General features: G+C 72.1%; 11 protein-coding genes. 7 read left to right on the plus strand and 4 right to left on the minus strand.

What is annotated here, in order from left to right; translation table 11 throughout:
• Positions 1-73: 73 nt before the first annotated feature.
• Complete coding sequence (locus DEO23_RS10880) at positions 74-865, plus strand: ABC transporter ATP-binding protein (RefSeq protein ID WP_109276064.1); 792 nt, start codon at positions 74-76, stop codon at positions 863-865.
• 76 nt (positions 866-941) lie between these two features.
• The gene (locus DEO23_RS10885) at positions 942-1,739 is read left to right on the plus strand and encodes a TrmH family RNA methyltransferase (RefSeq protein ID WP_109276278.1); all 798 of its coding nucleotides are present in this window, start codon (positions 942-944) and stop codon (positions 1,737-1,739) included.
• Positions 1,740-1,814: 75 nt separating this feature from the next.
• On the opposite strand, the gene DEO23_RS10890 is transcribed toward DEO23_RS10885, so the two are convergent.
• Positions 1,815-2,609: a nitrilase-related carbon-nitrogen hydrolase gene (locus tag DEO23_RS10890; RefSeq protein WP_109276065.1), complete on the minus strand. Its 795-nt coding sequence runs from the start codon at positions 2,607-2,609 to the stop codon at positions 1,815-1,817.
• Positions 2,610-2,682: 73 nt separating this feature from the next.
• On the opposite strand from DEO23_RS10890, the gene DEO23_RS10895 reads away from it, so the two are divergent.
• Positions 2,683-3,330 carry a GntR family transcriptional regulator gene (locus DEO23_RS10895; protein WP_165831807.1) on the plus strand — a complete coding sequence of 216 codons (648 nt, stop codon included), beginning with the start codon at positions 2,683-2,685 and terminating at the stop codon, positions 3,328-3,330.
• Between the two features lie 55 nt (positions 3,331-3,385).
• Here the strand turns inward: DEO23_RS10895 and DEO23_RS10900 are convergent, their stop codons facing one another.
• Positions 3,386-4,762 (minus strand): MFS transporter, encoded by a 1,377-nt coding sequence (locus DEO23_RS10900; RefSeq protein WP_109276067.1) that lies wholly within the window; start codon positions 4,760-4,762, stop codon positions 3,386-3,388.
• A 111-nt stretch (positions 4,763-4,873) separates the two neighbouring features.
• Between DEO23_RS10900 and DEO23_RS10905 the strand changes: the two genes are divergently transcribed.
• A complete protein-coding gene (locus DEO23_RS10905) occupies positions 4,874-5,557 on the plus strand; it encodes a DUF2848 domain-containing protein (RefSeq protein WP_109276068.1) in 684 nt (227 codons plus the stop codon).
• Between the two features lie 43 nt (positions 5,558-5,600).
• Here DEO23_RS10905 and DEO23_RS10910 read toward each other — a convergent pair whose 3' ends face one another.
• Both DEO23_RS10910 and DEO23_RS10915 read right to left on the minus strand, forming a co-directional pair.
• On the minus strand, positions 5,601-6,347 hold the full coding sequence (locus DEO23_RS10910) for a methyltransferase domain-containing protein (RefSeq protein ID WP_109276069.1): 747 nt from the start codon (positions 6,345-6,347) through the stop codon (positions 5,601-5,603).
• Positions 6,348-6,478: 131 nt separating this feature from the next.
• On the minus strand, positions 6,479-8,293 hold the full coding sequence (locus tag DEO23_RS10915; RefSeq protein ID WP_165831808.1) for an HNH endonuclease signature motif containing protein: 1,815 nt from the start codon (positions 8,291-8,293) through the stop codon (positions 6,479-6,481).
• Positions 8,294-8,554: 261 nt separating this feature from the next.
• On the opposite strand from DEO23_RS10915, the gene DEO23_RS10920 reads away from it, so the two are divergent.
• From DEO23_RS10920 to DEO23_RS10930, 3 genes are read left to right on the plus strand one after another with little or no spacing between them, the layout of a single operon-like run.
• Positions 8,555-9,556, plus strand: coding sequence for a hypothetical protein (locus DEO23_RS10920; protein WP_205678951.1), 1,002 nt, complete (start codon positions 8,555-8,557; stop codon positions 9,554-9,556).
• Positions 9,557-9,575: 19 nt separating this feature from the next.
• Entirely contained in the window at positions 9,576-11,330 is a 1,755-nt protein-coding gene (locus DEO23_RS10925) for a DNA polymerase Y family protein (RefSeq protein ID WP_109276071.1), read from the plus strand.
• A gap of 15 nt (positions 11,331-11,345) precedes the next feature.
• Complete coding sequence (locus DEO23_RS10930) at positions 11,346-14,864, plus strand: error-prone DNA polymerase (protein ID WP_109276072.1); 3,519 nt, start codon at positions 11,346-11,348, stop codon at positions 14,862-14,864.
• The last annotated feature ends 17 nt before the right edge of the window (positions 14,865-14,881 follow it).

Genomic DNA, 14,881 nt, shown 5'->3' on the forward strand with positions numbered 1-14,881 from the left:
CGGGTGGTGCGAGCGGCGCGTCGCGGGCGGTTTCTCGTCGGAAGCCGCCATCCGAGCCGATAGGCTCTGGACCATGTCCGAGGCTGCTGCACTGAACGATGTCGTCGTCCGCCGAGCCGGGCGGAATCTGCTGGACGGACTCTCCGTGGGGATCGGCGAGGGGGAGCGCTGGGTCGTCCTCGGGCCGAACGGCGCGGGCAAGTCGACCATGATCCGTCTGCTGGCGGCGCGCATGCACCCGACCTCGGGGAGCGTGGAGCTGTTCTCCGAGCGCCTCGGCCGCGTCGACATCTTCGAGCTGCGTCCGCTGATCGGGCTCGCCAGCCAGGAGCTCGCCGATTCCGTCCCGGGCCACGAGACGGCGCTGGACGTCGTCGTCACCGCCGGCTACGGGGTCGTCGGCCGCTGGCGCGAGGAGTACGACGACATGGATCTGGACCGCGCACGCACGCTGCTGGACGCGTTCGGCGTGCTGGACCTCGCCGACCGCGCTTTCGGCACCCTGTCGACGGGTGAGCGCAAGCGTGTGCTCTCAGCCCGCGCCCTGATGACGGATCCCGAGCTGCTGCTCCTGGACGAGCCCGCCTCGGGTCTGGACCTCGGCGGCCGCGAGGAGCTGGTGCGCAACCTGGCCCGGCTCGCGAAGGACCCGGCGACGCCGGTGACCGTCCTGGTCACCCACCACGTCGAGGAGATCCCGCCGGGCTACACCCACGCCCTGCTGCTGCGCGAGGGCACGGCTGTGGCGGCCGGCCCCATCCAGGAGACGCTGACCTCCCAGAACCTCACCCGCACCTTCGGGCTGCCGCTGGTGGTCGAGCAGCACGGCGAGCGCTTCAGCGCACGCGCCGTGCAGCTGGACTGACCCCGTGAGAGCAGCGGACGAGCAGATCGTCCGGATCAGCGAGCTCGTCGATCCGCGGTTGGACGACTACCTGCGGATGACGGACGTGCGACTGCGCTCGAGCATGGAGGTCCAGCGCGGCCTGTTCATGGCCGAGAGCTTCAACGTCATCCAGCGCGCGATGGACTCCGGCTGCGCCCCGCGATCGTTCCTGATGTCCCAGAAGTGGGTGGAGCAGTTCGCGCCGCTGTTCACCCGCTTCCCCGACGTCCCGGTGTTCGTGGGGGAGGAGTCGCTGCTCGAGTCCCTGACGGGGTTCCACCTGCACCGCGGCGCACTGGCCGCGATGCAGCGACCGGAGATGCCCGCGGCGAGCGAGCTGCTCGAGGGGGCGCGGACCGTCGCCGTGCTCGAGAACATCGTCGACCACACGAACGTGGGCGCGATGTTCCGTTCGGCCGCAGCGCTGGACGTGGACGCCGTCCTCGTCACGCCCCAGTGCGCGGACCCGCTGTACCGCCGCTCGATCCGGGTCTCGATGGGCACGGTGTTCCAGGTGCCGTGGACACGACTGGGCGCGTGGCCGCATGCCCACCATCCACCGGGCGAGGAGACCGCGCACGACGGCGTCGACCTGCTGCACGACGCGGGCTTCGACGTGCTCGCCCTCGCGCTCAGCGACGGGGCCGTGGCGCTCGACCAGGTGGATCTGTCACCGGGGCGGAAGGTCGCCTTCGTGCTGGGGGCCGAGGGCCACGGGCTCGCGCACGCGACGCTCCAGGCCGTCGATCAGCACGTGGTGATCCCGATGAGCGGTCAGGTGGACTCGCTGAACGTCGCCGCCGCGAGCGCGGTGGTGTTCTGGCAGCGGAGAGCGGCGTCGGGCATCCGGTGATCGGGCGTCGTACCCGTCGACCGGGTGCCGACCAGCCGTCACACCTCGGCACCTGACGCCGCGACGCCCGTCGCCTCACAGCCTGGCGTTGTCCAGCACGGCGATCCCCGCGCGCACCCGTGCGGAGTCCTCCACGTCGATGTCGATCACCCGCATCTCGGGGAGGCTCCCGAAGCGGACGAGATCGGTGCCGTCGGGTCGGACGATGCCGGAGTGCCCCACGCCGAGGGGGTGAGCCCCGGTCGTCCCCTCGGTCGCGGTATCGCGCACGGCCTGATCAGCAGCGATCACCCATGATCCCGTGTCCAGCGCGCGAGCCCTGGTCAACAGATCCCACTGGGCGGCCTTCCCCGGACCGTCGCCCCACGACGCCGCGACGATCTGCACCTGTGCGTCCTGCGTCGCCAGGCGTCGGTAGAGCTCCGGGAAGCGCACGTCGTAGCAGATGGACAGACCCAGACGGACCTCGCCGACGGCGAGGGTGACGGGCTCGTCGCCCGGCGCGATCGAGTCCGACTCGGAGTACCCGAACGCGTCGTAGAGGTGGATCTTGTGGTAGCTCGTCCACCCGCCCTCGGGGGAGGCGACGACGAGGGTGTTCAGGATGCGCCCGTCCGGCGCCTGCTCGAAGGACCCGACGACGACGGTGATCCCGAACCGTGCGGACATCTCCGCGATCCGGCGGTGGGCACGGGGCGCACCGTGGGCGGCGAAGCCGGCGACGTCCCCGTCGAACGCGACCAGCGAGGCCTCGGGGAGCACCACGATCTCGGCGTGCTCCCGTGCCGCGCGCTCCACGTGCTCGGCGATGCGGTCGAGGTTGTCCTCGACCGAGGGCGTGCTGCCGATCTGAGCCAGTGCGATCCTCATCCGATGGTCCTCTCGTTCCTCCTGCTCACGGTGCGGTCTTGTCCGCGAGCCCTGCATGTCGTATACAAGCTGTATGTCTTCTCGGAAGCTCAGCGGCAGGGACGCCGCGTACCAGCATCTGCTGCAGGTCGTGCTGACGGACCCGTCGAATGCCGGAACCTTCCTCAGCGAGCAGGACATCGCGACCCAGCTCGGGATCTCGCGCACGCCGGTGCGCGAGGCCATGCTGCTGCTGAACGCGCGAGGTCTCATCGAGCTGGTCCCGCATCGGGGAGCCATGGTCCCCGCTCTGACGACCTCGCAGATCCGTCAGCTGTTCGCCTTCCGGGAGCTGATCGAGGTCAGGGCCGCCGACCTCACGATCGCGGCCGGCGCCGTCCCCCTCGGGATCATGCAGACCCTGGTCGCGCAGCAGGAGGAGCTCAAGCAGGACTCCGACATGGCGAGCTCCAAGGCGTTCATCGCGCTCGACGGCGACTTCCACCTCACGATGGTCAGGTCGACCGAGAACGAGTACATGATCGAGGCCTACGAAGCGATCCGGACGCGTCAGCTCATGGTCGGCACCGAGGCGATCTTCCGGATGCCCAACCGCCGGGAGCAGGTCTGCGAGGAGCATCAGCAGATCCTCGAGGCGCTCGCCGGGCGGGATCTCGCGGCGGCCGAGCGCAGCATCGTCCAGCACCTGAAGACCACGAGGGACGTCCTCCTGCTGACGTGAGCGGTGCCGGGAAGCGTCGGCCCGCGGGTCGAGGAGACGGGGCGACGCGCCACCGTCACGACTGCGCCGCCTCGCTCTGATCGGCGCCGATGTAGTCCAGATCCTCCTGCGGGGCCGAGTTCCGGCCCAGGGCGAGCCCGATGAGCGTCAGCGTGCAGGCCACGGCGACGTAGAGGGCGACGAATGCGCCCCGCCCCTCGGGACCGGCCACGAGGGTGAACATCAACGGCGCGAGCGCGCCGCCGAAGACACCGGCGATCGTGTACGCGAGGGAGGCCCCGGTGTAGCGGAGGCGGGGGTGGAACTGCTCGATGACGTACGCCGCCTGCGGGCCGTACATGACCGAGTGGAGGATCCCGGCCACGGCGATGCAGACGATGAGCAGGCCGACGGACCCCGGCTGGACGACGGCGAACAGCACGAAGCTCCACACCGCGGCGCCGATCGCACCGATCGCATAGAGCAGCCGACGGTTGACGAGGTCGGAGGCCCAGCCCGCCAGCGGGATCCAGGCCACCTGGAGTCCGGATCCGATCAGCACGGACACCAGCACCTGGGAGCGCTCCATCTCCAGGTGCTGCACCCCGTAGCTGATGATGAAGACGGTGTAGAGCGAGTAGAAGACATCGGGGCCGAGTCGTGCGAGCACCGCCGAGAGGAGCTGGCGCCCCTGTGTCGTGAGCACGTCGCTCAGCGGCTTCTCGGAGCGGTCGCCCGACTCCTGCAGCGCGTGGAACACCGGGGTGTCCTCGAGCTTCAGACGGATCCAGAGCCCGAAGGCGACCAGCACGGCGGAGAACAGGAAGGCGACGCGCCATCCCCACGACAGGAAGCTGTCCGCGCTCATGGAGACGGTGAGGATCGCGAGGATGCCGTTGGCGAGCAGGTTCCCGAGGGGCGGGCCGACCTGGGCGGCCGAGGCCCAGAAGCCGCGGCGATGGGGGTCGCCGTATTCGCTCGAGAGCAGGACGGCACCGCCCCATTCGCCGCCGACGCCCACTCCCTGGATGAAGCGCAGGGCCACCAGCAGCACGGCGGCGGTGGTCCCGATGTGCTGGTAGGTGGGGAGGATGCCGATGAGGAACGTCGCGATCCCGATCATGAGCAGGGTGATGACGAGCACCCGCTTGCGTCCGATGATGTCGCCCAGACGTCCGAAGACCACGCCGCCGATGGGACGGGAGACGTATCCGACCGCATAGGTCGAGAAGGCCGAGATGGTGGCGACGTAGGGGTCCTCCGACGGGAAGAACAGCGTGCCGAGCACCAGCGCGGAGGCCGCGGAATAGACCGCGAAGTCGTACCACTCCATCGTCGTTCCCGACAGAGCGGCCGCGAAGGCCTTGTAGAGGCTCTTCCTGTCGACCGGGGGCTGAGAGGCGCCCGCGCGCCCCGTGCCGTCGTCGGCGGTGCCGACGTGCTGATCACCCATGGGTTCCTCCTGGAATGTGGGCTGTACCGAGCGCTGGGGAACTGTATACAGTACGCATACATCACGGATCAAGGCCGTCGATCCAGACCGTCGACACCAGGAGCAGAGCCCATGACACCACTCCAGTTCTCCCTGCCCAACGGCGACTTCGTGCGCCTCGAGGTGGCCCAGCTGCTGAACGCCGGGTACGCCGGACGCGACCAGGGCGAGGTGCGCGCGCACATTGAGGAGCTCGCCCAGCTCGGCATCCTCGGACCTGCGACCACTCCGGCCATGTACCCGGTCTCGCCCTACCTGGCCCAGCAGACCGACACCGTCACCGTCCAGCATTCCCGCACGTCCGGCGAGGCCGAGTGGGCGCTCCTCCACGACGGGGAGAGGTTCTTCCTGACCCTCGCGTGCGACCATACCGACCGCGCGCTCGAGGTCCATGGCGTCGCCTGGTCGAAGAACGCCTCTCCCGACGTCCTCGCCGCGGAGGCCTGGCCCCTCGACGAGATCCGCGAGCACCTCGACGAGATCAGGGTCCGCGCATGGGTGACGGTCGGGGAGGAGCGTTCCATGATCCAGGACGCCGCCCTGGGTGCGCTGATGACACCGGATGCGTGGATCGAGAAGCTCCGCGACCTGGACCTGCTGAAGCCCGGGACCGTTCTGCTCTCGGGGACGCCGATCATGCTCCCGGACGTCGACCAGTTCGGTCGACGCTGGGACCTGGAGATGCACGACCCCGTGCTGGATCGCACCATGTCGCTGGGCTATGACGTCGAGATCATGCCGGAACCGATCGGTTGAGTGCCCCGGCCGAGTGCCGCCCGCCCGGCCTGCCGCCACTCCGTCAGGACGGACGGCGGGCGAGCAGGCTGAACGTGATCGGCAACCGCCCGTCCCAGGCCGCGGCAGGCATCGCGTCGTCGGGTCGCCAGAACGGCTCGGCGTGCTCGGCCAGATGGAGCAGCTCGAAGCCGGCGCCAAGGATCGACATCACCGTCTGTGCGAGGGTGCGCTGGTGCTCTGTCGCCCCGCGTGCCGGGAACGTGTCGTTGACGTGGGTGGGCGCGAAGTACCCACGGTCGGGGCGGACCCGGGCCTCGTCGGCGTCCCAGTCCCACAGGGGGACGAGCGGATGCGCCTCGAGGACGAACAGGTGTCCGCCGGGCCTCAGCACCCGATGCATCTCCCGCGCCCAGGCGTTCAGGTCGACCAGCCAGATCAGCGCGCCCTTGCCCGTGTAGACGAGGTCCGCGGACTCATCGGGACGCCCCGTGGTCGGCAGCTCCGCCGTCTCGTAGGTGCAGGACGCTGCGAGCTCATCGGCCCGGCGCTGCGCGGCACCCACGGCCGTCGGACTGTAGTCCAGGCCCGTCACATGTCGCGCTCCGAGACGCAGGAGCGCATGGTCGTCGATGCCGTGACCCGACTGCGGATGGAGGACCTCGGCCCCCTCGACGAATGGCGCGAGGAGCGAGGTCTCGATCGGTGCCAGCTGGGCGGTGCGGGCCTCGTCCAGGAGCTGGGTGTACTCGCGCACATGCTTGCGGGAGGCCTCCTCCCAGGCACGTCGAGTCTCGTCGTAGGTGCTCATCCCGGGAGACTCCCATTCGGCGGTGGTGCGGGCAACAGGATTGATGACGTGACCCGTGGGTGGGGCAGCGTGCGGCCACGGCGTTCGGCGTCCCGGGCTTCGTCGACCCCGGCCGAGCCGCACCGCACGGTTCAGGCCCCGCAGTGCTGCGCGGCCTCCCGTGCGCATCGTGCACAGGGGATGTCCTCGCGCGAGCACGGGCAGAGGTCATCCAGGTCAGCCGCGGTCGGCAGGTGCGAGAGCGGGATGAGCCCGAGTCGTTCCTCGAGGAACACGTCACTGTCGGGCGGCGGGAAGCAGTCCTCTCCCAAGGGATCGGGAGCGTCCTGGATCGGCGGCAGCTCGTCCGGATCGATGATGCGGATCCGTGGCCGGTTCTCCCGTGGTGGCGCAGGTAGCGGGGGTGGCCCTGGCGGCGCCTTGCCCACCGATGGGCGGCTGTCCATCGGCAGGCCGACGATCGGGGCAGGAGCGAGGCGCGCCGTGCGCCCGAGACGCGACGTCCAATGCACCAGGTGCGGCTCGGACGTCTCACCGACCCGTTCGGCGGTGCCCAGGAGCTCCTTGGTGCCGTTGCAGTACGCGCACAGACCCTGGCCGTCGTCGAAGGTGGTGGCACCCCCACGGGAGTGGGGACGGATGTGGTCGATCTGGCGGATCCCCGCCGAGCAGTACGGGCCCGCGCAGGTGGCGTCGCGCAGGGAGATCATGCGGGCGAGACCGCGCGGGAAGGCCCGGGCGCGCGATTCGGCCGCCACCAGCTCGCCACTGGTGGGGTGGGTGAACAGCCGACGCAGCACGAGCCTGGACTGCTCATCGAAGACGGTGTCGGGCTCGTCCGATGCCGCTGCTTCGCTCGTCGCCTTCCGGCTCCGGTGGCGGGGGAGTCGTTCGGTGATCGCCTCCCGGGCGACGCCCGGTGGGACCGTCCCGTACCCCTCGATCATCGCGGGATCCCCGTGCTCGGGGGCGAACAGGGTGCGCTCGGTCAGGACGAGCCCGACGTCCAGATGCACAGGATCCATACCCTCCTCCCGACCCAGCAGGGTGTCGGCGAACAGGTCGGCCATGATCTGCTGATGGGTGCGAGGGTCGCCCGCGACCACCTGCGCCTCGGCCTCGAGGGAGAGCTTGCGGCGGATCGCCGCGCAGTCGAGGGCGCTCAGGTGCGCGTGGACGTCCCCCATCCCGTGGGCACCGGGCGTCACGGTGACGCTGCGCTCGCGGGCGGCGACCACGTGCCGTCGCTGACTATTGCCGGGATCGATCTGCTGGACGAGCGCAGTGACCTCCTGACCCCAGCGGGTCGAGGAAGCGCCGTCGAGATCGGGTATCCGCGAGACGATGATGCTGTCCATCTCGCGCCGCTGGTCGACGTCGAGCGGCCCGCTGCTGCGGCCGATGGCGTGCGCCGCGGCCTCCGTCAAGCGCCCCTGTGCGAGGGCGCCGAACACCTGCGGCATGTCGTGCACGAGACGACGACCTGACCGCAGCCGCCCCGAGGCCCGTCCCGGGGAGATGCGAGAGGCCATGCGGATCTCGCTCGCGGTACGTCGCCCCCGGTCCCGCTCGGGAACTCCCTGCTGGACGTCCTGTGCGCGCAGGCATTCGTCGAGAGCGTCGCCCACGCGGATTTCGATCGCGCCGAGAGCGGAGCGGAGGGCAGCGATGTCGGCGAGGATCCCGGAGAGCTCGGCCGCACCGAGGTCTCCCTCATGGGGTCCGAAGGGGGCATCCGGGGCAACGGCGAGCTCGCCGAGAGCGCTCGCGATCTCCTGCAGATCGGGATCGGAGTGCGGCGCCGGCGTCGCGAGGACGGCTTCGGCCCGGCCGTCGTCGGTCGCGGCGGCGCGCAGGACGACGGAGCGCGCGAGGGTGGTCGCACGTGAGCGGCCATCGCCCCCACCGGGCTCCTCCGAGCGCCCCATCGCGCCTGCTGTGTCCATGTCTCCATCGAACACCACGGTGGTCCGGAGCACCATAGTTCGAACGTACGTTCTATTGTGATGTGCATCACGTTTCGCTCTTCCGTCCTCGCATCACCGCAGTTGAGATGTCCGACCCCTGACGGAGACTTCCCGACCGTCGGCAGGCGAAGGCTGCACGACCCCGGCCGGGGGTGGCGTTCGAGCGCTAGAGGCGTACGATTCGAACGTCTGTTCGAGACTCGCGATCGGTCGGGATCCACGGGAAGGAGGAGGTGGACCATGAGCACAGCGCTGCATGTGCGAGCACTCCCCGGGGGAGCGGCGCCGGAGGCGGATCGGAACGAGCCGCAGGAGACGCGGAGCGACCCGGGAAAGACGCGGGACGCGCGCCACGAGCGGAGCGATCCGGGGGAGACGCACGCGGATCGTCTCGCGCGGGCCCGCGCCGCTCTCGGTGCCGCCGAGCGCAGCACGGCCCGGCACGGGAGCCGGATCGATCGCACCGCCTTCTCCGGTGGTCTCGGTGGTCCGACGGGTCTGGTCCGACCGGGCACGCGTCCCACCCCGGACACCGGCCGTCAGGAGAGCGCGGCGCCGGGGTCGGGCCCGGCCCCGGCGCCGGTCTCGGTCCCGTCCCCGGCGGAGACCTCTGCGCGCGTGCCGCTGCCGCCGCCGCTCGCCCCGCTGGTGCCGCACGGGTCCCTGCGCGCGGGCAGCACGGTCGCGGTGGACGGCGCGGGATCGGTCTCGCTCCTGCTCGCGATGGCCGCCTCGGCCTGCGGGGACGACGGCTGGTGTGCGCTCGCGGGTCTGCCCGACGCGGGCCTGCGTGCCGCCCACGACGCCGGCCTCGACCCGGAGCGTCTCGCCCTGGTCACTGCCACCGACACCGAGGCGATGCCGCAGCTGCCGCAGGTGCTCTCGGCACTCGTCGACGGCGTGGGGGTGCTCGTGCTCGGGCCGCGTCTGCGGATCCCGCCGTCGCTGCGGCGCAGTCTCACCGACCGCGCCCGTGCGCACGACACCCTGGTCCTCACCGCCGATCCCTCCGGACGGGCCGACGTCCGGATGCGCATCGAGGAGGAGTCCTGGGAGGGGCTCGGCCAGGGCACCGGTCGTCTGCGCCGACGCTCCCTGCGGGTACGTTCCGCAGGCCGCGGCATCCCCGAGGGGAGCGCGATCGACATCGTGCTGCCCGAGGTCCACGGCCTGATCGCACCGGCACCGCACGCCGCCCCCGCCCGTCCGGCCTCGCTGCACATGATCAGGAGGGCAGGATGACCCCGCGCTGGAGGACGAGATGAGCCCCGCGCAGGCCGATGTGCTCGACCAGACCCCCACCGCGACCCGCATCGCGGCCGTCGTGCTGCCGCACTGGCCCCTGCTGGCGGCACGCGAGAAGCTCGCGCGGACCACGGCCCCGGCGACCACCACGTCACCGCAGGCCCCACACTCCCCGCAAGCCCCCACAGCCCCCGAGACCCCCGCACCACCGCCGGTGATCGTCATGGACCGTCACCGGGTCGCGCACGCCGATCAGGCCGCACGCGCGACGGGCGTGGCTGCCGGGATGCGTCGTCGCGCCGCCCAGGCCGCCTGCCCCGAGGCCGTCGTCGTCGAGGCCGACGCAGAGCACGAGAGCGGCCTGTTCGAGCTGGTCGCGGCGGCGGTCGACACCGTCGCCGCGGGCGTGGACGTGCTGCGCCCCGGCGTGCTGCTGATGTCGGCCCGCGGGCCCGCCCGTCACAGGGGAGGGGAGGAGGCCCTCGCCGAGGCGATCGTCGACGCGGTCGCCGAGCTGACCGGCTGGGATGCGATGGTCGGCATCGCCGACGGCCCCTTCGCCGCGCTGCTGGCCGCCCGCACCGGGCGGATCGTGCGGCCCGGTCGCAGTCGCAACTACCTGGGGCCGCACGCGATCTCCGCCCTGCGCGAGGCGCCCGTCGGCCCCGGGTGGGGGCATCGGGACCAGCCCGCGGCCGACTCCGCCCGCACCCGCCGCGTGGACCTCGCCGAGGTGATCGATCTCCTCGAGCGGCTCGGCATCCGCTCCCTCGAGGACTTCGCAGCGCTGCCCTCGACCTCGGTCACGGCCCGTTTCGGTCCCGATGTCGCCCAGCTGCACCTGCTCGCGCGCGGCGGCGAGCCGACGCCGCCGGAGGCGCATCACCCGACCCAGCCGCTCGAGGTCTCCCGCAGCCTGGACCCGCCGCTCGTGCGCGTGGACCAGGCGGCCTTCGCGGCACGTCCGATGGCCGAGGAGCTGCACGGGATGCTGGTGGCGCGAGGGCTCGTCTGCACCCGGCTGCGCATCCTGGCCCTCACCGCCTCGGGGCAGCAGATGGAGCGCACCTGGCGTCATGACGGCGCGCTGTCCCCGGCCGACGTCGTGGACCGCATCCGCTGGCAGTGCGACGGCTGGATCACCCGCGCCCGGATGCGCGGCGAGGAGACCGGGCAGATCGTGCGCCTGGCCCTCGAGCCCGTGCAGCTGCGGCCCGCCGGCGAGGGCGCCCCGGCGCTCTGGGGGAGCGCCGGGGAGGCCGCGCAGCGTGCCGGCCGCGCCTTCGCCCGTGCACAGGGCCTGGCCGGGGAGGAGGCGGTGATGGTCCCCGTCGAGGTCGGGGGCCGGCTGCTCGCCGAGCAGGTGCGCCTGGTGCCCTGGCGCAGCGAACGACCGGCCGCGCGCCCGGGGCCCTGGCCGGGCTCCCTGCCGCGTCCGCTGCCCTCCGTCGTGCTGCGTGACCCGCCGCCCGTCCTGCTGCGGGACGAGGGCGGCCGGGCCGTCGTGGTCACCGCGCGCGCCCTGCTCAGCGCCGCCCCCGCCCTGCTCGAGGTGCCCCGCGAGGGCGCCGGGGTGCTCGACGCCCACGGCGTGGCGGGCGGACGTTCCTATGCCGTCCTCTCCCACGGGGCGCCGACGGTCCTGGACGAGCGCTGGTGGGCGACCGACGGCCGACGCGCCGCGCGCCTCGCGGTGGTGCTCGAGTCCGGGCGCGCCCTCGTCCTGCTCAGCCGGGAGGGTGCCTGGACCGTGGAGGGGATCCATGACTGAGGCGAGGAGGATCCGATGAGCCGCTGGTTCCTGGGCCCGCCCGCCTGGAAGGATCTCGAGGCGATCCTCTCGGACCGCGCGTCCGCGAGCGTGGAGCCCCCGATCACCGTCGAGCACACGGGACATCGGGAGACGCCCCGTCACGTCCCGCGCGCGGACGTCGCCTACGCGGAGCTGCACGCCCACTCGCACTTCAGCTTCCTGGACGGCGCCTCGAGTCCCGAGGACATGGTCGCCGAGGCCTCCTCGCTCGGGCTGCGGGCGCTCGCCCTCGTCGACCACGACGGTCTGCCCGGGGCGGTGCGCTTCGCCCGCGCCGCCCGCGAGGAGGGCCTGGCGACCGTGTACGGCGCCGAGCTGACCCTGGGCCACGAGCCCGACAGCGAGCGGGCGAGCAGCCTGCCCGTGATCTCGCCCGAGCGCACCGGGGTCCCCGACCCGGACGGGGAGCACCTCCTGGTCCTGGTCCGCGACGCGGAGGGCTACCGCTCGCTCTCGGCCGCGATCGCCCGCGCCCACCTGGACAGCCGGCGCAAGGGCACGCCCCGCTACCGTCTGGACGAGCTCTCCCGGATCGCCCGCGAGGGGCACTGGCTCGTGCTCACCGGATGCCGCAAGGGCGCGGTGCAGCGGGCGGTGCGCCCGCTGGTGGAGGACGGTGACCTCGAAGGAGCGGCCCGGGCGGCCGCGCGCGAGATCACCCGGCTCCTCGAGCTGTTCGGCCCGGGCAACGTCGCCGTCGAGCTGGTGGCCGGGGGAGGCGCCCTGGACGACGAGATCCACGACGCCCTCGTCCAGGGGGCGCGACTGGTGCGGGAGGAGACGGATCTGGACACGCTCACCCTGCCGGTGACCGCGAGCACCAACGCGCACTGCGCCCGCCCCTCCGACACGCGTCTGGTGGACGTCCACGCCGCCCTGCGCGCGGGCTCCTCCCTGGTCGATGCCGATCCCTACCTGCCCTCGCGGCCCGCCCACCTGCGCAGCGGCGAGGAGATGGCACAGCTGCTCCCGCGCTATCCCGGGGCGATCGCCACCGCCGCCAGGCTGGGGCAGGAGTGCGCCCTGGACCTGCAGCTGCTCGCCCCGGACCTGCCGCCCTTCCCCGTCCCCGCCGGCCACACCGAGGACAGCTGGCTGGTCGAGGTCGTCGAGCAGGGCGGACGCGAGCGCTACGGGCCGCGCCCTGCGACCGACAGCGACGAGGCCGACGAGGAGCACGTCCCCGGCGCCTGGGCGCAGATCGACCGCGAGCTCCAGGTCATCCGGGACCTGCACTTCCCCGGCTACTTCCTCATCGTCCGCGAGATCGTCGCCTTCTGCGAGCAGGAGGAGATCCTGTGCCAGGGTCGCGGCTCGGCCGCCAACAGCGCCGTCTGCTACGCCCTCGGGATCACGGCCGTCGAGCCCGTCGGCCACCACCTGCTGTTCGAGCGCTTCCTCGCGCCCGAGCGCGACGGCCCGCCCGACATCGACCTCGACATCGCCTCCGATCGTCGCGAGGAGGTCATCCAGCACGTCTACGAGCGCTACGGGCGCGAGTACGCTGCGCAGGTCGCCAACGTCATCAGCTATCGGGCGAAGCTCGCCGTGCGCGATGCGGCCCGCGCGCTCGGCTACGACGTCGGCATGCAGGACGCCTGGTCCAAGAGGATCGAGCGCTCCTTCAGCTCGCTGGCGGACGCCGACGTCCCCGCCGACGTCGTCGAACTCGCCCAGCAGCTGCGCGAGGCCCCGCGCCACCTGGGCATCCACTCCGGCGGCATGGTGCTCGCGGACCGTCCCGTGATCGAGGTGTGCCCGGTGCAGTGGGCGGCCATGGAGGACCGCAGCGTGCTGCAGTGGGACAAGGACGACTGCGCCGACGCCGGCCTGGTGAAGTTCGACCTGCTGGGCCTCGGGATGCTCACCGCGATCGACCACTGCCTGCGTCTGGTGGCCGAGCACCACGGGGAGCACCACGGCCTGCGCAACCTCCCGCAGGAGGATCCCGCGGTCTACGACATGCTGTGCACCGGCGACAGCGTGGGCGTGTTCCAGGTCGAGTCCCGCGCGCAGATCGCGACCCTGCCGCGTCTGAAGCCCGTGTGCTTCTACGACCTCGTGGTCGAGGTGGCCCTGATCCGGCCCGGCCCCATCCAGGGCGGCTCCGTGCACCCCTACATCCGGCGCCGGGCGGGGGAGGAGGAGACCACCTACCTCCACCCGCTGCTGGAGAAATCCCTGGGCCGCACCTACGGGGTTCCGCTGTTCCAGGAGCAGCTGATGCAGATGGCCGTGGACGTCGCCGACTTCACCCCGGCGCTCGCGGACCAGCTGCGCCGGGCGATGGGCTCCAAGCGCTCCACGCAGAAGATGCTCGCGCTCTCGGACCAGCTGTTCGCGGGGATGGCCCGCCACGGGATCACGGGGGAGGACGCCGAGGCGATCCAGCGCAAGCTGCTCGCCTTCGCCAACTACGGCTTCCCCGAGTCCCACGCCTACTCCTTCGCCTACATCGTGTACGCGAGCGCCTACCTCAAGTGCCATTACCCGGCGGCCTTCACCGCGGCGCTGCTGCGCTCCCAGCCGATGGGCTTCTACTCCCCGCAGTCGTTGGTGGCCGATGCCCGCCGCCACGGGGTGGAGACCCGTGGCGTCGACGTCGCCGTCTCCGAGGTGCGGACCGGACTCGAGACCGACGCCGAGCACCGCGCCTACCGCCTGCCCGGTAACGAGGACCTGCTGGGCAGGGCAGCCCGTCACCGCGGCCCCGAGGGCTGGTCGGAGGAGGAGAAGCAGGTGCTGCGATCGGCCAGGCCCCAGGTGCAGGGGGAGCTCGCGGCGCAGGGGCCGACGATCCGTCTGGGTCTCGAGCAGGTGCGCGGCATCGGCGAGGAGAAGGCCGAGGAGATCGTCACCGCCCGCGAGAAGGGCGGGGCCTTCGCCTCGATCAGCGATCTCGCGCGGCGGGTGCGGCTGAGCGCCCGTCAGCTCGAGGCCCTCGCGACCGCCGGCGCCCTTGACTCGCTCGCCCCCTCGCGCCGACAGGCGCTGTGGAGCGCGGGCGCGGCCGCCCAGGAGTCGCCCGACGTGCTGCCCCACCTGGCGATCGGGGCCGATGCGCCGATGCTCCCGGGCCTCAGCGACGCCGAGCTCGCCTCCGCCGATTCCTGGGCCACCGGGATCACGCTCGCGGACCATCCGATGGCGCTCGTGCGGGAGGACCTCGAGCGCGCCGGTGCGCTCTCGATCCGCGGGGCACGGGAGGCCGAGGACTCCACCCGGATCCGCGTGGGCGGGGTGATCACGCACCGGCAGCGGCCCGGGACCGCGAGCGGCATCACCTTCCTCAGCCTCGAGGACGAGACCGGGATCCTCAACGTCGTGTGCTCGAAGGGGTTCTGGTCACGTCACCGGGCCGTGCTGCGCACCTCCCGGGCGGTCGTGATCCGCGGGATCGTCGAGAACCTCACCGGCGCGGTGAACCTGGTGGCCGACGGGGTCGAGGTGCTCGAGCTCGCCGGCGCGGGCCGGGCCCGGGACTTCCGCTAGGGGAGAGGCCCGGGCCG

The sequence above is a fragment of the Brachybacterium endophyticum genome (assembly GCF_003130585.1).
Taxonomy (GTDB): domain Bacteria; phylum Actinomycetota; class Actinomycetes; order Actinomycetales; family Dermabacteraceae; genus Brachybacterium; species Brachybacterium endophyticum.